This window comes from Lutibacter sp. (assembly GCF_016342705.1).
Lineage (GTDB): Bacteria > Bacteroidota > Bacteroidia > Flavobacteriales > Flavobacteriaceae > Lutibacter.
The window spans coordinates 107,226-126,204 of the sequence record NZ_JAEINV010000008.1 but is presented as its reverse complement, the minus strand read 5'-3'; the positions used below and the strand labels follow the sequence as shown (position 1 = coordinate 126,204).

General features: G+C 31.1%; 19 protein-coding genes. 7 read left to right on the top strand and 12 right to left on the bottom strand.

Annotation, left to right across the window (positions count from 1 at the left end):
* Positions 1-38: 38 nt before the first annotated feature.
* Genes ftsA through JEY78_RS09470 form a run of 12 tightly spaced genes read right to left on the bottom strand, consistent with a single transcriptional unit; the run spans position 39 to position 13,421 of the window.
* The gene (gene ftsA / locus JEY78_RS09525; protein WP_291850124.1) at positions 39-1,373 is read right to left on the bottom strand and encodes a cell division protein FtsA; all 1,335 of its coding nucleotides are present in this window, start codon (positions 1,371-1,373) and stop codon (positions 39-41) included.
* Positions 1,363-2,100, bottom strand: a complete 738-nt coding sequence (locus JEY78_RS09520) for a cell division protein FtsQ (protein WP_291850121.1) — start codon at positions 2,098-2,100, stop codon at positions 1,363-1,365. The genes ftsA and JEY78_RS09520 overlap by 11 nt, the downstream gene beginning before the upstream one ends.
* Positions 2,090-3,436 (bottom strand): UDP-N-acetylmuramate--L-alanine ligase, encoded by a 1,347-nt coding sequence (gene murC, locus JEY78_RS09515; RefSeq protein ID WP_291850118.1) that lies wholly within the window; start codon positions 3,434-3,436, stop codon positions 2,090-2,092. Before murC ends, JEY78_RS09520 begins: the two co-directional genes overlap by 11 nt.
* A complete protein-coding gene (gene murG, locus JEY78_RS09510) occupies positions 3,433-4,524 on the bottom strand; it encodes an undecaprenyldiphospho-muramoylpentapeptide beta-N-acetylglucosaminyltransferase (RefSeq protein WP_291850115.1) in 1,092 nt (363 codons plus the stop codon). The genes murC and murG overlap by 4 nt, the downstream gene beginning before the upstream one ends.
* Positions 4,508-5,698 (bottom strand): FtsW/RodA/SpoVE family cell cycle protein, encoded by a 1,191-nt coding sequence (locus JEY78_RS09505; protein WP_291850113.1) that lies wholly within the window; start codon positions 5,696-5,698, stop codon positions 4,508-4,510. The genes murG and JEY78_RS09505 overlap by 17 nt, the downstream gene beginning before the upstream one ends.
* Complete coding sequence (gene murD / locus JEY78_RS09500) at positions 5,699-7,033, bottom strand: UDP-N-acetylmuramoyl-L-alanine--D-glutamate ligase (RefSeq protein ID WP_291850110.1); 1,335 nt, start codon at positions 7,031-7,033, stop codon at positions 5,699-5,701.
* Positions 7,034-8,260 (bottom strand): phospho-N-acetylmuramoyl-pentapeptide-transferase, encoded by a 1,227-nt coding sequence (mraY, locus tag JEY78_RS09495; protein ID WP_291850107.1) that lies wholly within the window; start codon positions 8,258-8,260, stop codon positions 7,034-7,036.
* 12 nt (positions 8,261-8,272) lie between these two features.
* The gene (locus JEY78_RS09490) at positions 8,273-9,727 is read right to left on the bottom strand and encodes a UDP-N-acetylmuramoyl-L-alanyl-D-glutamate--2,6-diaminopimelate ligase (protein ID WP_291850104.1); all 1,455 of its coding nucleotides are present in this window, start codon (positions 9,725-9,727) and stop codon (positions 8,273-8,275) included.
* Positions 9,728-11,716: a penicillin-binding protein gene (locus JEY78_RS09485; protein WP_291850101.1), complete on the bottom strand. Its 1,989-nt coding sequence runs from the start codon at positions 11,714-11,716 to the stop codon at positions 9,728-9,730.
* Complete coding sequence (locus JEY78_RS09480) at positions 11,717-12,061, bottom strand: FtsL-like putative cell division protein (RefSeq protein ID WP_291850098.1); 345 nt, start codon at positions 12,059-12,061, stop codon at positions 11,717-11,719.
* On the bottom strand, positions 12,062-12,958 hold the full coding sequence (rsmH, locus tag JEY78_RS09475; RefSeq protein ID WP_291850096.1) for a 16S rRNA (cytosine(1402)-N(4))-methyltransferase RsmH: 897 nt from the start codon (positions 12,956-12,958) through the stop codon (positions 12,062-12,064).
* Between the two features lies 1 nt (position 12,959).
* On the bottom strand, positions 12,960-13,421 hold the full coding sequence (locus JEY78_RS09470; protein WP_291850093.1) for a division/cell wall cluster transcriptional repressor MraZ: 462 nt from the start codon (positions 13,419-13,421) through the stop codon (positions 12,960-12,962).
* 207 nt (positions 13,422-13,628) lie between these two features.
* Between JEY78_RS09470 and JEY78_RS09465 the strand changes: the two genes are divergently transcribed.
* The 7 genes from JEY78_RS09465 to JEY78_RS09435 all read left to right on the top strand — a co-directional run bounded on the left by JEY78_RS09465 (position 13,629) and on the right by JEY78_RS09435 (position 18,901).
* Entirely contained in the window at positions 13,629-14,393 is a 765-nt protein-coding gene (locus JEY78_RS09465) for an alpha/beta hydrolase (RefSeq protein WP_291850090.1), read from the top strand.
* Between the two features lie 3 nt (positions 14,394-14,396).
* Complete coding sequence (gene yihA / locus JEY78_RS09460; protein ID WP_291850087.1) at positions 14,397-15,008, top strand: ribosome biogenesis GTP-binding protein YihA/YsxC; 612 nt, start codon at positions 14,397-14,399, stop codon at positions 15,006-15,008.
* A 6-nt stretch (positions 15,009-15,014) separates the two neighbouring features.
* On the top strand, positions 15,015-15,701 hold the full coding sequence (locus tag JEY78_RS09455; protein ID WP_291850084.1) for an RluA family pseudouridine synthase: 687 nt from the start codon (positions 15,015-15,017) through the stop codon (positions 15,699-15,701).
* A 112-nt stretch (positions 15,702-15,813) separates the two neighbouring features.
* Positions 15,814-16,248, top strand: a complete 435-nt coding sequence (locus JEY78_RS09450) for a thioredoxin family protein (protein ID WP_291850081.1) — start codon at positions 15,814-15,816, stop codon at positions 16,246-16,248.
* Complete coding sequence (locus JEY78_RS09445; RefSeq protein WP_291850078.1) at positions 16,248-17,231, top strand: FAD:protein FMN transferase; 984 nt, start codon at positions 16,248-16,250, stop codon at positions 17,229-17,231. Before JEY78_RS09450 ends, JEY78_RS09445 begins: the two co-directional genes overlap by 1 nt.
* On the top strand, positions 17,228-17,440 hold the full coding sequence (locus JEY78_RS09440) for a DUF4266 domain-containing protein (RefSeq protein WP_291850075.1): 213 nt from the start codon (positions 17,228-17,230) through the stop codon (positions 17,438-17,440). The genes JEY78_RS09445 and JEY78_RS09440 overlap by 4 nt, the downstream gene beginning before the upstream one ends.
* 9 nt (positions 17,441-17,449) lie before the next feature.
* Positions 17,450-18,901, top strand: coding sequence for a DUF3570 domain-containing protein (locus JEY78_RS09435; RefSeq protein WP_291850072.1), 1,452 nt, complete (start codon positions 17,450-17,452; stop codon positions 18,899-18,901).
* Positions 18,902-18,979: the final 78 nt, after the last annotated feature.

Here is an 18,979-nt window from a genome sequence, read left to right as displayed (position 1 = left end):
TGGTGTTATACGTCTCTTTTTCTTACTAATAATTTATGCTATTCCGCGTTGTCTAAAAAATCTCTAAACTTATCTCCCCATTTTTCAAAAATTGATTTTTTAGGTTCTTTTGGTTCTTCAACTTTAATTTCTTCTGGAACTTCTATTGAAGGCTTTTCCGCTAACTCTTCTGCTACAACTTTTGGTGGTAAATTTTTTGCCTTTTGTTTATCTATTTTTTTTAATCCATTCATTAATAAACCTACTGCAGTGGCATATTGTGGACTCGAAAAACTTTCATCTGTATCTCCAGCTAAATTTTCATTCGGATATCCAATTCTGGTATCCATACCTGTAATATATTCTACTAATTGTTTTAAATGTTTTAACTGAGCGCCGCCTCCTGTTAGTACAATTCCCGCTATTAATTTTTTCTTTGGTTCTTCATGACCATAATTTTTAATTTCTAAAAAAACTTGCTCAATAATTTCTACAACACGTGCATGTATTATTTTAGATAAATTTTTAAGTGTAATTTCTTTTGGATCTCTTCCTCTTAGACCTGGAATTGATACAATTTCATTCTCTTTATTTTCACCTGGCCAAGCTGACCCAAATTTTGTTTTTAATAATTCTGCTTGTTTTTCAATAATTGAACAACCTTCTTTAATATCTTCGGTTATTACATTTCCTCCGAAAGGAATAACTGCTGTATGACGAATAATTCCGTTTTTAAATATGGCTAAATCTGTTGTTCCACCTCCAATATCAATTAAAGCAACGCCAGCTTCTTTTTCTTCATTACTTAAAACTGCCTCGGCAGATGCCAAAGGTTCTAATGTTATTCCTGCAAGATTTAATCCGGCGCTTTTAATACACCGCCCTATATTTCTAATAGATGAAACCTGACCAACAACTACGTGAAAATTTGCTTCTAATCTTCCACCATACATTCCAACAGGCTCAGTTATTTCCGCTTGTCCATCAACTTTAAATTCTTGAGGTAAAACGTGTATAATTTCTTCTCCTGGAAGCATCACTAATTTATATACTTGTTTTTCAAGCTTTTCTAAATCTTCATCATTTATAACTTCTTCAGAATTAGGGCGTGTTATATAATCACTATGTTGTAAACTTCTAATATGTTGACCTGCAATACCAACCACTGCCTCATCTATTTTAATCCCTGACACTGCAATAGCTTCATCAACAGCTAATTGAATTGATTGTATTGTTTGTGTAATATTATTTACAACACCTCTATGTACTCCTAAACTTTTTGCTTTACCCGTACCAAGCAACTCAATTTTCCCATATTCATTCTTTCGCCCAATCATAGCAACAATTTTTGTTGTTCCTATATCTAAACCTACTGAAATATCATTATGCTCCATATTCTACTTCTTTTGTACACACAACTTGCTTGCGGTATTTTAAATTTATTGATGAGTAATTATTAATTGTACTATCTAACATTGTTTTGTTATAAAACGATTTTAAATTCTCAAATTTTTCGTTTAAATTTTCAATCTTACCAACAATTATTTTTTGTTCACCAACTCTTGTTTCTAAAACGTACTCATTATCTGGCGCTAATTCCACACCAATTATTTGTTTTTTTAAAAATTCATCGTTTAAAATTGTTGTTGCCAACAAGTGAATTTCTTCAAAATCTTCTTCTTCAACATCGCCAAAGATAATCAAAACACGCTCCGAGTGATTTACTGACAAAGGCATCCTTTTAGCCTGTCTATCAATATAATAACTCTCATCTTCAGACACCACTCTTGCTATAGGTGTACGCTGTTTAACCTTTGCTTTTAGCGAACCATCAACTGTTAAAAAAATAGCCGCATTTTCTACCATAGGATGTGATAGAACATTAGACTCTAATTTATGTAAATCTATAACAGATTTTTCTTGATTTCTAACAGTTTTTCCATTTTGTATTAACAATTTATTAACCATTTCATAATTCATAAAAAGGTTATTTCCGCGCTCAAATTCAACTACAACTTCCTTCACTTTTATGGCATTATTTTTATGATTTGAAAAACCATATAAAAACCCAATTAAAGTAATTAAGAATACTCCTTTTATGTAGTTCCAGTTAATTTTCACTTGTTAATTTATATTTTATTACACTTACTAACTCCCCAATATCTCCTGCGCCAATCATAACAATTACTTGTGCTTTTGATTTTAAAATATTTTTATACAAATTCTCTTTTGAAGAAATCTGTTTTTTATCTATGGAAACTTTGTCTAATAACCAACTTGAACTAACTCCTTCTATTGGTAATTCTCTTGCCGGATAAATATCCAGTAAAATTAATTCATCAAATAATGATAAACTTTTTGCAAAATCATCTACAAAATCTCTAGTTCTACTAAATAAATGTGGTTGAAAAACACCTACTATTTTTTTTGAAGGATACATTTCTCTAACCGCACTTGCAACAGCAATAATTTCTGTTGGATGATGTGCATAATCATCAATTAAAACCAAATTATCAGTTTTAATTTTATAAGAAAAACGACGCTTTATTCCTTTAAAAGAAAGTAAAGCTTTGGCAATGACTGGTAATGATATTCCGTAACTATTAGCCATTGCCAAAGCCGCCACCGCATTTAGCACATTATGTTTTCCTGGTAAATTTATTTTTACCTCTTTAATAAATTCTGTTGGTGTTTTTACATCAAAAATATAAGCACCATTTTCTATTTTAATATTTGATGCATTGTAATCGGCATCTTCGTCTATTCCAAAAGTTAAAGCCTCAATTGGTAACCCTTTTTTTACAATTAATGTATCAGAAACTTTAGCTCCAAAATCTTTAAATGATTTTTCCAATTCAGCCGGTTCTCCATAAATATCTAAATGATCCGCATCCATTGATGTAATACAAGCAATATTTGGTGATAACCTTAAAAATGAGCGATCAAATTCATCTGCTTCAACCACAGAAACTTCTGAGCCACCTAAAATTAAATTTGAATTATAATTTTCTGAAATCCCGCCTAAAAATGAGGTTGCATTTACACCTGCTTCAAACAGAATATGACCTAACATGGTTGAAGTAGTTGTTTTACCATGTGTGCCTGCAACAGCTAAACAAAATGAATTTTTAGTGATTTCACCTAATATTTCTGAACGCTTTAAAACCTTATAATTATTATCAAAAAAGAAATTTAATTCTGAATGATTTTTAGGAATTGCTGGCGTATAAATAACCAACGTATTCCCTTTATTTTTGAATTCATCAGCAATAAAATCAATAGCATCTTCAAAGTGAATTTGCATTCCTTTTTCCTTTAATGAATTAGTAATTTCGGTAGGAGTTTTATCGTAACCAGCAACATTTTTCCCATTGCTTTTAAAATAAAAAGCAAGTGAGCTCATACCGATTCCTCCGATACCTACAAAATAAATGTTATGTATATTATCTAAATTCAATGAATTAATTTTTCTATTTCTTTTACTATATCTTTTGTTGCATTTGGCAACGCCAATACTTTAATATTTTTACGTAATTTTTGTTGAAGTTCTTCATCTGATATTAATCCTTCAAATAAATTTTTAAAAGTCTCTAATTCAGATTCTTTCAATAAAATAGCACCTTCTTTATCTACAATTGCCAATGCGTTTTTTGTTTGATGATCTTCAGCTACATTTGGCGATGGAATAAAAATTACTGGTTTTCCAACAATACACAATTCTGATATTGAACTTGCTCCTGCTCTACTTATTAAAATATCTGCAGCTGCATATGTTAAATCCATTCTATTTAAAAAAGCATAGGTTTTTACACCTTTTAATTCATCATATTTTTTAAACTCATCATAATATAACTTTCCCGTTTGCCAAATAACTTGAATACCTTTTTCTACCAACCAATTTATATGCTTTTCAATTAAATTGTTCAACGCTCTAGCACCCAGACTTCCGCCAATAATAACTAATGTGTTTTGCTCTTTATTTAAATTAAAAAACTGAATTGCCTCTTCTCTTTTAGAATCAATATCCAGTAAATCCTGACGAACTGGATTTCCAGTTTTTAAAATTTTATCAGCAGGAAAAAATCGTTCTAAACCATCATAAGCAACACAAATTTTATCAGCTTTTTTACTTAGTAATTTGTTAGTTATTCCTGGATATGAGTTTTGCTCTTGAATCACTGTTTTTATTCCTAATCTGTTTGCAACAAATAATGTTGGCCCACTTGCAAAACCTCCAGTACCAATAACAACTGTTGGTTTAAATTTTTTTATTATTTTATATGCATTCCATAAACTACTGATAAGTTTAAACGGAAACATGGCGTTTTTTAACGTTAATTGCCTTTGTAAACCCGCAATCCACAATCCCTTTATTTCATAACCAGCTTGTGGAACTTTTTCCATTTCCATTTTATCTTTAGCTCCTACAAACAAAAATTGGGCTTCAGGATATTTTTCCTTCAGCTCATTCGCTATAGACACAGCCGGATATATATGTCCTCCTGTTCCACCTCCACTTAATATGATATTAACCGATTGCTTCATGTAAAATATCTAAAGGGTTTTCTTCATTATCTGGATTTACTACTTTTTCTTTATTTGCGGTAACACTTAATATAATACCAATAGCAATACAAGTCATCCAAATAGATGTTCCTCCACTACTAATTAATGGCAATGTTTGTCCTGTTACAGGAAATAAATTTACAGCCACAGCCATATTAATAACTGCCTGAATAATTATAGGAATTCCCACTCCAATAATTAATAAAGTTGCAAATATGGTAGTTGCTTTTTTTGATGCAATTAATATTCTTATTAATAAAAATAAGTAACAAGATATAACTACCAATGCACCTATTAAGCCCCATTCTTCAACAATAATTGCGAAAATAAAATCTGATGAAGATTGAGGTAAAAAGTTTTTTTGAACACTTTTCCCAGGGCCTCTTCCTTGAATTCCTCCACTTGCAATTGCTATTTTTGCCTTTTCAACCTGATAACCTTCCTCTGCATTTTCATTAGCAAAGTTTTCAACCCTACTAATCCATGTATCTACTCTATTTGGCAGCACTCCAGGGAGGGCTTTCGCAGTTAACACAAATAGAGCAAACACAAATACACCTATCCCCACAACAGATGCTAAATATTTAAAAGGATAACCACCTATAAAGGCGACCATTAATATCATTAAAAAGAAAATTGCAGTAGTTGAAAAATTGGCTGGCAAAATTAACCCTAATATTATGGCTACCCAGATCCACAATTTTAAAACACTATCTTTAAATGTAAATTCTTTGTCTTTGTTTTGTGCCAAATATCTGGAAACATAAATCATTAAAATTAAACCTGCCAATGTTGAAGTTTGAAAACCAACTCCAATAAAGGGAATTTGAATCCACCTACTTGCATTTGCCCCACCAATAGTTGAGCCTTTTGCCAACGTAAATGCTAACAATACAATAACCAGAGGAATCATTATTACAGAACCTCCACTAAAAAATCTATATGGAATTTTATGAACTCCGTAAATAATCATAAAACCAACAGCTAATAATAATGCGTGTTTAACTAAATGAAAGATTGGCGTGCCATTATTGGCAACATATACCAAATTTGTACTTGCGCTGTAAATTGGTAAAAACGACAATAATGCCATAAAACCAACTACCGCCCAAATTGCACGATCACCTTCAATATTTTTAAACCAATTTTTCATTTACAATTCTCTCACTGCTTGTTTAAATTTGTTACCTCTATCTTCATAATTTTCAAATAAATCAAAACTTGCACAGGCAGGTGATAGCAATACAGTATCTCCTTTTTCTGCAATTTTGTATGCTACTTTTACTGCTTCTTCAGCTCCAGCCGTTTCAACTATTAAATCAACAACATTATTAAATGTTTGAATTATTTTTTGATTTTCAATACCTAAACAAATAATAGCTTTTACTTTTTCTCTTACCAAAGGCATTAAATCTAAATAATCATTTCCTTTGTCAACTCCTCCCACAATCCAAACGGTAGGAGTTCTCATACTTTCTAAAGCATAAAAAGTTGCATTTACATTTGTTGCCTTAGAGTCGTTTATATACTGAACTCCATTTATTTTTAACACCTCTTCCAATCTATGTTCAGCGCCTTCAAAGTCCTCTAAACTTTCTCTAATAGTGTTGCTTCTAACTTTTAATAATGAAGATGCCATAGCCGCTGCCATTGCATTTTTCGTGTTATGTTTCCCCTTTAATGCTAAAGTTGTTATACTCATTATTGTATGTTCAGTTTTATATTTTAATATTATATTATTATCTTTTATAAATACTCCTTGTTCCAATTCCTTTTCTAATGAAAAAGGCAACAATGTTGCTTTTACTTTATTTTTGTTTAACCAATTTGCAATCACCTCGTCATCAGCATCATATATTAAAAAATCGTTTTCTGTTTGATTTTCTGTTATTCTAAATTTTGAGTTGATATAATTTTCAAACTGATAGTTATATCTGTCTAAATGATCTGGCGTAATGTTTGTTAAAATAGCAATGTGTGGTGCAAAATCTACAATACCATCTAACTGAAAACTACTTAACTCTAATACATGAATTCCGAAATTATCCTCAGCCACTTGCTGTGCAAAACTTTTTCCAATATTCCCACCCATTCCAACATTTAAATTGGCTTTTTTCAAAATATGATTTACCAACATTGTTGTGGTAGTTTTACCGTTTGAACCTGTAATTCCTACAATAGTTCCAGTAGTATATTTTGAAGCAAACTCAATTTCAGAAATCACTGGAATTCCTTTTTCTTTAAGCGCAACTATTAATTGCACTTTATCAGGTATTCCAGGGCTTTTCATCACCACATCCGCTTCAAATATTTTAGCTTCTGTATGACCACCATCCTCAAATTCAATGTCATTATTTAAAAGAACGTCTTTATATTTTTTTGCAATTTTTCCTTTATCAGAAACAAAAACATTGTACCCTTTTTGCTTTCCTAAAATGGCAGTTCCAACACCGCTTTCTCCTCCACCAAGAATTACCAAATTCTTCATTTATCGCAACTTTAAGGTTACTATTGTAAATACCGCCAACATAATTCCAACAATCCAAAAACGGGTAACAATTTTACTTTCATGGTAACCAGATTTTTGATAATGATGATGCAATGGTGACATTTTAAAAATGCGTTTTCCTTCACCAAATCTTTTTTTGGTATATTTAAAATAACTTACTTGCAGAATAACGGATAAATTCTCCACCAAAAATATGCCTGCTAAAATTGGAATTAACAACTCCTTGCGCACTGCAATTGCTAAAACTGCAATAATTCCACCAATGGTTAAACTACCTGTATCTCCCATAAAAACCTGAGCCGGATATGTATTATACCATAAAAAACCAACCAATGCCCCAACAAATGCTGCAATAAAAATGGTCATTTCACCTGAGTTTGGTATATACATTACATCTAAATAATTGGCAAATATGATATTACCAGAAACCCACGCAAAAATACCGAGCGTGAGGACTATAATTGCCGATGAGCCTGCTGCTAAACCATCAATCCCATCAGTTAAATTTGCTCCGTTTGATACCGCTGTAATTATAAATATGACAATTGGAATAAATAACAACCACGCATATTCTTTTAACCCTTTTCCGAAAATTTCTAAAGCCTCGGCATATTCTAACTGATTATTTTTAAAAAACGGAATCGTAGTTTTTGTTGATTTTTTTGCTTCTCCAAACAATACCGGCACTCCATCTTCTGCAACATATTGAAATTTTATTGGTAATTTCTCTTTCATGGTAACACTAGGATGAAAATAAAACATGGCCCCAACAAAAATTCCTAATGAAATTTGACCAGCTATTTTAAACCGCCCTTTTAAACCTTCCTTATCTTTTTTAAAAACTTTTATATAATCATCAACAAAACCAATTATACCCATCCAAAGAGTTGTTATTAACAAAATAACAATATAAACATTGTCCAATTCCGCTAATAAAAGCACAGGAATTAACGTTGCTAAAATAATAATAACACCTCCCATAGTTGGAGTTCCAGCCTTTTCTACCTGCCCTTCTAATCCTAAATCTCTTACAGATTCTCCTACTTGCTTAAATTGCAAATAGTTAATAATTCTTTTACCATAAATAGTTGAAAACAATAAAGAAAGAATAAAAGCTAGCGCAGAACGAAATGAGATATATTGGAACAATCCTGCTCCTATAACATCAAATTGACTGTCTAAATAATCAAATAAATAATATAACATATTGTTAAATTTCTAAGCTTTTAATAATTCAGTTATTATCTCAAAATCATCAAAATGAGTTCTTACACCTTTAATTTCCTGATAGGTTTCATGACCTTTTCCAGCAATTAAAATAATGTCTCCTTTTTTCGACAACTTTGTGGCCGTTTTTATAGCTTGCTCTCTATCTAAAACTGTAATTGTTTTTTTATAGTTTTGAGCTTCAACACCACTTTCAATTTCATTAAGTATCACTTGAGGATCTTCACTTCTTGGATTATCTGAAGTAAAAATAACCTGCGAACTTAATTGAGAAGCTATGCGTCCCATAACAGGACGCTTAGCTTTATCTCTATCTCCACCACAACCCACAACGGTTATCACTTGTTCATTTCCTGTTCTAATATCATTAATTGTTTCAAGCACATTTTTTAACGCATCTGGCGTATGTGCATAATCAATTATTGCCGTAATTCCTTCTTTTGAAGTAAAATGTTGAAATCTTCCACTCACACTTTCCAACTCACTAATAGCCGTTAAGGCATCTGTAGTATTTAAGCCTAACAAATCGGCAGTTCCATAAACCGCACATAAATTATAAGCGTTAAAACTACCTGTTAATTTCACCCAAACTTCATTACCATTTATATTTAAAAACAATCCAGAAAACTGGTTTTCTATAATTTTAGCTTTGTAATCAGCCATTGTTTTTAAAGCATATGTGTATTTTTTTGCTTTTGTATTTTGAAGCATCACTTCACCATTTTTATCATCAATATTTACCAAAGCAAATGCTGTTTTTGGCAACATATCAAAAAATGATTTTTTTACATCTCTATATTCCTTAAAAGTCTTATGATAATCTAAATGATCGTGCGTTAAATTTGTAAAAATTCCACCTGCAAACACTAATCCTTCCGTCCTTTTTTGATGAATTCCGTGAGAACTCACTTCCATAAAACAATAATCACAACCAGCTTCAACCATTTCATTTAAATACTTATTTATAAGTAATGAGTTTGGTGTTGTATGTGTTGCTTCGTACTGAGTTTTATCAACCAAAATTTTCACAGTTGATAATAATCCAGCGCTAAATCCTGCTTTTTGAAATAAAGTATATAATAATGAAGCAATAGTTGTTTTACCATTAGTACCTGTTACTCCAACTAATTTTAATTTTGAAGATGGATTATCATAAAAATTTGAAGCAATAATTGCCAACGCTGAATCAGAATTTTCAACCTGAATATAAGTAACATCTCCGTTTAATTTTTCGGGAAGCGTTTCACATACAATTACAATTGCACCTTGCTCAATTGCTTTATCAATAAACAAATGCCCATCAAAAATCAACCCTTTTTGAGCAACAAACAAGCTGTTTTTCTTCACTTGTCTAGAATCAAATTCCACAGCATTCACTTGTGAATTTGTGGTTCCGTGAATAGAAATAACACCAACTTTATATAATATGTCTTTTACTAATTTCAATTATGCTAGTTTAATTTTTATTATAGTTCCTTTTTCTAATTTTACACCTTCTTCTAAAGATTGTTCTATCACTTTCCCTTTTCCTTCTAACAGCACTTTTAATCCTAAATTTTCAAGTAAAGAAATGGCGTCCATAGCCGCCATTCCTTTTACATTCGGGATTGAATTAAATTCCTTGTTTGAATTTGCATAATACGTGTCAAAATTATTTTGAACACCTTTAAAATTCGGTGTTTTATCTTCTACTTTATTAATTATATGATTTGAAGTGTATATTTTTTGAGCAATATCTTTAAAAACCGGACCAGCAACATCTGCTCCATAAAAACCAGTTTGAACTTTTGGTTTATGAATAACCACTATACAACTATACAATGGGTTTTCTGCTGGAAAATAACCTGTAAAAGATGAAATATAAAGTTTGTTTTCAGCCCAATCTGACTTCCAATATTCTGTACGTGCTGTTCCTGTTTTACCTGCCATTGAAAAATCTTCAGAATACATTTTTTGTCCAGTTCCTCTTTTTACAACATTTTTTAAAACCTCTTGAACTTTTTTAATTGTTTCAGGAGAACAAATAGCTGGGTTTATAACTGTTTTATTAAAGGACTCCACGTGCTTATCCCAAGTTCTTATTTCTTTCACAAACATTGGTTTTACCATTTCACCATTATTTGCAATTGCATTATAAAATGTAAGTGTTTGCATTGGTGTTAACTGTAAATTATACCCATACGACATAGAGGGCAAAGCGTTTTTACTCCATTTTTTTTCACCTGGAGCAGGAATATCTGGTTTTCCTTCACCTTTAATTGGCAATCCAAGTAAATCGTTTAAGTTCATTCCTTTAATAATATCAATGAATTTTTGTGGATTAGCACCAAAATTTTCTTCAATAAGTCTTGCTAAGCCAATGTTAGATGAAACTTCTATTGCTCTTGCAGCAGAAATTTTTCCGTAACCACCTCTATGAGAATCATTAATATATCTTCCATACATTTTATACCTTCCATCACCAGTATCAACAACCGTACTTGTGTCAATTACTCCCGCATCTAAAGCTGCTACAAAAGCCATAACTTTAAATGCAGAACCAGGCTCATGAGATTCTCCAACCGCATAATTTAAACGTTCATAATATTTACCGTTTGAACTTCTACCCAAATTTGAAATTGCTTTTATTTCGCCTGTTTTAGTCTCCATAACAACCACACAACCGTGATCTGCTTCATAAAATTCTAATTGTCTTAATAATGAATGATGTGCAATATCCTGTATATTTACATTAATTGTAGTAACAATATCATTCCCATTAACAGGTTCAATTTCATTATTATCATTAATTGGTCTCCATTGTCCTTTCGCAATTTTTTGCTTTAATCTATACCCATTTCTACCCACCAAATTAGACCTAAAAGCGCCTTCAATTCCGGGAGCTCCTCTATAGTCATCATAACCAATGGTTCTTTCCGCTACTCTACCAAGTGGATGTGCTCTAACGGTTGTTTGCTCTGCAATAAAACCACCTTTATACATTCCTAAATTGAAGATTGGAAAACTTTTTACCAACATATAATCATTATAACCAAGACCCTTTGTTATAAATAAATACCTATTTTTAGTATTTCTGGCTTTTCTAATTTTAGTTTCCCAATTACTGGCCGTTTTTCCGAATTTTTTAGATAATCTTTCTGATAGTGATCTAATGTTTTTTTCAAAAACTTCTTCTTCAACCGTAAAAGCATCCATTCTAATTTCATAACGAGACATAGATGTTGCTAATAAACTTCCATCATCAGAAAACACACTTCCTTTATTTGCAAAAATGGTATCATTTCTTAGCGTTAATTGCTCTGAAAGCGCTCTATATTTTTCACCATCAGTAAATTGAATATCCGTTAACCTTACCACAATAGCAATTAACAACAACGTGATTATAACAAACACGATGTACAATTTATTTAATATGCCTTTTTGGGTAGCTGCCAATTATTTACTTTTTTTTGATGTTACTTTTTTTGATACTACTTTTATTACTTGAGGTGGATTTTCACTTGGTTTTAAATCAAGACTCACCACTTTATTTCTAATGGTAGATTCTAGTTTCATTTCCATAAAAATTGTTCTAGTATCTACAAATTCTGCTCTTTTCTCGTTAATTTCTTTATTCAATCTTGCAATTTCCATTACTTTTTTATCAGCACTATGAGAACTTGCAATTATCAACAACATTAATCCAACCACAAACAATATAAATCTCCAATTTTTAAAGGAATCATCACTAACTAGAAATTTCCCTTTTAAAACATTATATATATTATCCTTAACTCCCATTTATTTTAAAGTTGCAATTCTTAGTTTCGCACTTCTCGCTCTATTGTTCATTTTCACTTCGTCAAATGATGGAATTATCATTTTACCAACTGTTTTTAAAGGCACCGTAAAATTTCCAAAGAAATCTTTTTCTGGCTCACCTTCAAAAAGGCCAGTTTTCATAAAACGCTTTACAAGTCTATCTTCTAAAGAATGATAGGATATTACACTTAACCTTCCTTCTACATTTAACAATTCAGGAATCTGCAATAAAAATTCTTTTAACACTTCTATCTCCTGATTTACTTCAATTCTAATCCCTTGAAATATTTGCGCTAAAATTTTATGCTCAACTGCTTTTGGAACAAATTCCGAAAGCACTTCTTTTAATTCAAAACTTGTTTTAATTTTATTTTCAATTCTTGCACTTACTATTTTTTTAGCAATAGCTTTTGCGTTTCTTAGCTCACTATACTGAAATAATACATTTGCTAATTTTTCTTCATCATATAAATTCACAACCTCATAGGCAGATAGTTCTCCTGTTTGATTCATTCGCATATCTAAATCTGCATCAAAACGAGTAGAAAATCCTCTTTCCGCTTCATCAAACTGATGTGATGAAACACCTAAATCTGCCAAAACACCATCTACTTTTTTAATATTATAAAAACGTAAATACCTTTTTATATGTCTAAAATTTTGAGGTATCAAAGTAAATCTCGGATCGTCAATCACATTTCTTTGCGCATCTTCATCTTGGTCAAAACCAAACAATTTCCCGTTTTCACTCAATCGATTTAATATCTCTTTTGAATGACCTCCACCTCCAAAAGTTACATCTACGTAAACACCATTAGGTTTAATTGCTAAACCATCTATACTTTCTTTTAATAATACAGGATTATGATATTCCATTTTATAGTTCTTTTTTAATTCCACCCATTACATCTTCAGTTAAAGCCGAAAATTGATCAGGAGCTATATTAATAGAAGCTTCATATTTATCTTTATCCCAAATTTCAATTACATTGCCAGATGCTGCTAACACAATCTCTTTAGTGATTCCAGCATATGCTTGTAAATCTTTTGATATAAGTAATCTGCCCGCGCTATCTAATTCAACAATTTTTATACCTGCTGTAAATATTCTAATAAAATCATTGTTCTTTTTTACAAATCTGTTAATGCTACTAATTTCATTCATTAACAAATTCCACTCATCCATGGCGTATAACTCCAAACATTGTTCATGTACTGAGCGTTTCATAACAAACCCATCTTGCATCACAGAAGCAAGTTGTTTTTTTAAAGGCGCTGGCAATAAAAGCCTTAGCTTTGCATCCGCTTTTCCTTCGTATGTGCCAATTAAATTTATCATGAGTTTGCTGAATTAATTCAAAAATATAAATTTTTTCCCACATTTTACCACTTTATCCCACTTTGTTGATAACTTTTACCACTTACCCCTATTATTACGCTATAATTTTGAATTTCAAACCATTAAATAATTAATTACGTGCATTTATAAAAAAGTCGTATTTTCGAAAAAATAGTTACCTTTGCATTTAGCTTAAAAACAATATTAATGAGCCATAATCTTATAAAAGAAGGGAAATTTAGTTATATCGAAGCTGGTGAAGGACAACCAATAATTGTGCTTCACGGGTTATTAGGGGCCTTAAGCAATTTTGACAGTGTTTATAACTATTTTTCACAAAATGGTTATAAAGTTTTAATTCCTGAACTACCAATATATTCGTTACCTATTTTAAAAACAAATGTTAAAAATCTTTCTAAATTTTTAAAAGATTTTATGAAACATAAGAATATAGATAGCGCTATTTTAGTTGGGAATTCTTTAGGTGGACATATTGCTTTGTATTTTGCAAAATTAAACCTACCAAATGTAAGCGCATTAGTGCTTGCAGGTAGCTCTGGTTTGTATGAAAAATCTTTAGGAGACACTTACCCTAAAAGAGGTGATTATGAATACATTAAGAAAAAAACAGAAGAAGTTTTTTTCGATCCAAAAATTGCAACAAAGGAGTCTGTAGATGAAATTTATGCATCTGTTAATGACCGCACAAAGGTTATTAGAACTTTAGCTATCGCAAAAAGTGCTATTCGTCATAATATGGCTAAAGATTTACCAAAATTAAACACTCCTGCTTGTGTAATTTGGGGAAGAAATGATAATGTTACGCCTCCAGAAGTGGCTGTTGATTTTCAAAGATTATTGCCAGATGCAGATTTATTTTGGATTGATGAATGTGGTCATGCACCAATGATGGAGCATCCCGATAGATTTAATGAAATTTTACATAAATGGCTTAAGGAACGTAAACTATAATAGATGATTATTAAAACAGCTGATTTTATTATTAGCAATACAGACGTAAAAAGATGCCCGAAAGAGCAATTACCCGAATATGCATTTATTGGTCGTTCAAACGTTGGTAAGTCATCTTTAATTAATATGTTAACAGGCCACAGTAAATTGGCTAAAACATCAGGAAAACCTGGAAAAACACAATTAATAAATCATTTTAAAATTAATACCAATTGGTTTTTAGTTGATTTACCTGGGTATGGATATGCCAAAGTTTCTAAATCTTTACGACAAGGTTTTCAAGAATTTATTAAAGATTATTTTCTGCAACGAGAACAGTTAATTTGCACTTTTGTTTTGGTAGATTCTAGATTAGAACCTCAAAAAATTGATCTTGAATTTATGGAGTTTTTAGGTGAAAACGGCATTGCTTTTTGTATTGTTTTTACAAAGTCTGACAAACTTAAACTTTCTCAATTAAATAGAAATGTGCAGATTTATAGCAAAACTATGACTAGTACCATTTGGGAAAGTATGCCTCCTTATTTTACTACTTCCGCTACAGATGCGTCAGGAAAAGAAGAATTACTTACTTTTATTGATGATTTAAATCAAAAAGTTTTAGAAAATTCTTAAAACACCATGGCTTCAACCAAAAGCACTTTAAATATTTTATTTGAAGACAACCACTTAATTATTGTTAATAAACAATCTGGTGATATTGTGCAAGGTGATAAAACCGGTGACACGCCGCTAAGCGAGATTGTTAAGGAATATATAAAAGAAACTTACAACAAACCCGGAAATGTTTTTTTAGGAGTTGTGCACAGATTAGACAGACCTACAACTGGCCTTGTTGTTTTTGCCAAAACTTCCAAAGCACTGGAACGTTTTAATAAAATGTTACGCAATAAAGAAGTGAATAAAACCTATTGGGCTGTTGTAAAAAATTTACCGAACAAATTAGAAGAAACTTTAACTGGGTTTTTAAGAAAAAATCCAAAAAACAATAAATCCACTTCCTATTCTTCTGAAATTGAAGGTAGTAAAAAAGCCATTCTTCATTATAAAGTTATCAAATCTTTAGACAATTATCACTTGCTAGAAGTTGATTTAGAAACTGGTCGCCATCATCAAATTAGGTGTCAACTTGCAGCTATTGGCTCACCAATTAAAGGCGATTTAAAATACGGTTTTGATAGAAGCAATAAAGATGCAAGTATTCATTTACATGCACGTAAAATTGAATTTATTCACCCTGTTACTAAAGAAAATATCTCATTAGTTGCGCAAACTCCAAATGATCCTATTTGGAATGTTTGTATTTGATTTTAAAATAAACCTATACTTAGTTCGTTAACGTTTAGCTAAACTTATAGTAGGGTTTAAACTCTTAAAAGTGTTATTTAATATATTCACCACAAATTTAACAATCAAAAAAATGAAAAAAATAATTTTAAGTGTTTTGCTTTTAATTTTAGTTTTTACAAGTTATGCGCAGGAATGGAATACGGATTTTAGTAAAGCAAAAAAAGAAGCTTCTGAAAAAAATAGAAATATTGTGTTGGTTTTTCAAGGATCAGACTGGTGTGCGCCTTGCATAAAACTAGATAGAGAAATTTGGAGTACACCAGAATTCATAAACTATTCAAAAGAGCATTTTATTATGCTAAAGGCAGATTTTCCAAGAAAAAGTAAAAATAAATTAACTGAAAGTCAGCAAAAACAAAACAACCAACTAATGGAAAAATACAACACACAAGGTTACTTTCCTTTTGTTGCAGTTTTAGATAAAAATGGAAAAATGCTAGGAAATACTGGCTACAAAAAAACAAGTCCATCAGAATACATAAAAACACTTACTTCATTTAAATAATGAAAAAACAACTATTTTTAATTGTAATTTTATTTTGTTCTACACAGCTATTTAGCCAACAAATACATAGAAAAACATTGAAATTAATGGGAAGCCGATTTGATATTTCGGTGGTAGCAAATGATACATTAAAAGCTTCTTATTACATTAACTTAGCTATTGAGGAAATTACCCGAATTGAAAAATTAATTTCATCGTGGGATCCAAATTCACAAACATCAGAAATAATTAGAAATGCAGGAATACAACCTGTAAAAGTTGATAAAGAATTGTTTGATTTAATTGAACGCGCTATAGCAATTTCAAAATTAACCGATGGTGCTTTTGATATTAGCTATGCTTCTATGGATAAAATTTGGAAGTTTGATGGCAGTATGAAAACAATGCCTTCTGAAAAAGAAATTAACGAATCGGTTTCAAAAGTAGGTTTTCAAAATATACTACTTGATAAAGAAAAACAAACCGTATTTCTAAAATTAAAAGGAATGAAAATTGGATTTGGCGCCATAGGAAAAGGGTATGCAGCCGACAAAGCTAAAGCGTTATTAATTTCTGAAGGAGTTGTTGCCGGAATTATAAATGCTTCTGGAGATATGAATACTTGGGGGAAACAACCAAATGGAGATGATTGGAAAGTTGCCATAACCAATCCGTTAAATAAAAATAATGCTTTTGCACTTTTACCAATTTCAAACAGTGCAGTAGTCACATCTGGTGATTATGAAAAATATGTAAGTTTTAATGGCAAACGCTATTCTCATATTATTGATCCAAGAACTGGTTACCCAGCTACCGAAATAATTAGTGTTTCGGTTTTTGCCCCAAAAGCAGAATTAGCCGATGCGTTGGCAACATCTATATTTGTAATGGGAACTGAAATTGGTTTAAACAGAATAAATCAATTAAAAAATATTGAATGTATAATCATCGATTCAAAAGGGGGAATTCACACTTCTAACAATATAAATATTAACAAAATATGATTAAAAAAACTTTTTTAGGGCTAGTAACTCTCGCTTTATGCAGCTCTTGTGTTGTTGTAAAAGAATACGAAAAAGTATACTTAAACGACCCAGATATGGTGTTAGCTGATAGAAAAATAAACAAATTTGAAACTAGTTTTCAAGTGTATAGAGAAGCTGCCTCTGGAGCAAACGGAGGAAAATCAGGCGGTGGTTGCGGATGTAATTAATATATAATTATGAAAAAATATATAAGTTTATTTATTTTATTTATTTCATTTTTTGGCTTTTCTCAAAATGAAACTAATACGTATAAAAAGCGTGTCCTTGAAAATACTGAAGTTGATTTAATTTCTAGTTTTTATGGGCAAGATGGAGATAATGCTGCAGTTACTGGTGGAATTGGAAGTGAAAAATTAACCGATTTAGCAACAACAATTACAGTATCAATTCCTTTAAATGATAATGATATTTTCACCATTGATGCAACAATATCTGCTTACAGTTCAGCTTCTTCTAGTAATTTAAATCCGTTTGATGCTTCTGGAGCATCACGTGGAGGAGATGATGAAGATGATGACAAAAGCGCTAAATTAGTTGCTTCTGGAGCAGTAACTGGAAGTCCTTGGGTAGAATCATCTGGAGCTTCTAAAAGCGATGTTTGGGTTAACGGAGATATTGGTTATAGCCATTCTTCAGAAGATAGAAATTCAATAATTGGAGCAAACCTATCTTTTGCTAAAGAATTTGATTATACTTCTATTGGTGTTGGTGGAAATTTTACCAAACTTTTTAATGAAAAAAATACAGAAATTGGTTTAAAAGCCAATATTTATATGGATAGTTGGCAGCCAGTGTATCCTACAGAAATTAAATCGTACAAAGAAGTAAATAAAAATTTAAACGATGGTTTTTTTGAAGGTGTTGATATTTTAGACCAAAACGGCTCAATTATAAATAAAACAGGCACAACCGTTTGGAGTCCATTTAATACAACGCTGGTTGAAAATAAATCTAGAAATACGTATTCTGCTTCCATCAGTTTTTCACAAATATTGAGCAAAAAGGCACAAATTTCCGTCTTTTTAGATGTTGTTCAACAAAATGGTTGGTTAGCAAACCCAATGCAACGTGTGTATTTTGGAGATAGAGCTAACTATTATATTGGTAATGCTTCCAGTATTGCTAATTATACTTCAAAAGAAAATACCGATGTTTTTCAATTGGCAGATGATATTGAACGTTTGCCCGATACCCGATTTAAACTACCTGTTGGAGCGCGTTTTAATTATTATTTAAATGAAATAATTTCTTTACGAACGTATTATAGGTATTATTATGATGATTGGGGAATTACATCACATACTGCCAACATAGAATTACCAATTAAAATTAGTGATAAGTTTACGTTATACCCAACATATAGATACTATACTCAAACGGCTGCGGATTATTTTGCGCCTTATGAGCAACTTTTATCAACGAATGAATTTTACACCTCAGACTATGATTTATCTGAATTCAACTCCAATCAGTTTGGTTTTGGAATTTCTTATACCGACATATTTACTTCTCGAAGAATCTGGAAACTTGGTTTAAAAAGTGTGGATTTAAAATACAGCAATTACAAAAGGAATACGGGTTTAACTGCCGGAATTATTTCAGCAGGATTTAAATTTGTAATGGATTAAAATCTCTTTTGAAGAAATAAAAAAGAGGCTGTTTTTAAATGCTAAGTGTCCGTCAACCTAAATTTGTTTCAGGTTCTC

Excerpts from the sequence above, each read along its gene's own strand:
- murD (WP_291850110.1), bottom strand. The coding sequence starts at position 7,033 with ATGAAGAATTTGGTAATTCTTGGTGGAGGAGAAAGCGGTGTTGGAACT.
- mraY (WP_291850107.1), bottom strand. The coding sequence starts at position 8,260 with ATGTTATATTATTTATTTGATTATTTAGACAGTCAATTTGATGTTATA.
- ftsA (WP_291850124.1), bottom strand. The coding sequence starts at position 1,373 with ATGGAGCATAATGATATTTCAGTAGGTTTAGATATAGGAACAACAAAA.
- JEY78_RS09440 (WP_291850075.1), top strand. The coding sequence starts at position 17,228 with ATGATTAAAAAAACTTTTTTAGGGCTAGTAACTCTCGCTTTATGCAGC.
- JEY78_RS09435 (WP_291850072.1), top strand. The coding sequence starts at position 17,450 with ATGAAAAAATATATAAGTTTATTTATTTTATTTATTTCATTTTTTGGC.
- JEY78_RS09445 (WP_291850078.1), top strand. The coding sequence starts at position 16,248 with ATGAAAAAACAACTATTTTTAATTGTAATTTTATTTTGTTCTACACAG.
- murG (WP_291850115.1), bottom strand. The coding sequence starts at position 4,524 with ATGAAGCAATCGGTTAATATCATATTAAGTGGAGGTGGAACAGGAGGA.
- JEY78_RS09470 (WP_291850093.1), bottom strand. The coding sequence starts at position 13,421 with ATGATAAATTTAATTGGCACATACGAAGGAAAAGCGGATGCAAAGCTA.
- JEY78_RS09480 (WP_291850098.1), bottom strand. The coding sequence starts at position 12,061 with ATGGGAGTTAAGGATAATATATATAATGTTTTAAAAGGGAAATTTCTA.
- yihA (WP_291850087.1), top strand. The coding sequence starts at position 14,397 with ATGATTATTAAAACAGCTGATTTTATTATTAGCAATACAGACGTAAAA.
- JEY78_RS09455 (WP_291850084.1), top strand. The coding sequence starts at position 15,015 with ATGGCTTCAACCAAAAGCACTTTAAATATTTTATTTGAAGACAACCAC.
- JEY78_RS09505 (WP_291850113.1), bottom strand. The coding sequence starts at position 5,698 with ATGAAAAATTGGTTTAAAAATATTGAAGGTGATCGTGCAATTTGGGCG.
- rsmH (WP_291850096.1), bottom strand. The coding sequence starts at position 12,958 with ATGGAATATCATAATCCTGTATTATTAAAAGAAAGTATAGATGGTTTA.
- JEY78_RS09450 (WP_291850081.1), top strand. The coding sequence starts at position 15,814 with ATGAAAAAAATAATTTTAAGTGTTTTGCTTTTAATTTTAGTTTTTACA.
- JEY78_RS09465 (WP_291850090.1), top strand. The coding sequence starts at position 13,629 with ATGAGCCATAATCTTATAAAAGAAGGGAAATTTAGTTATATCGAAGCT.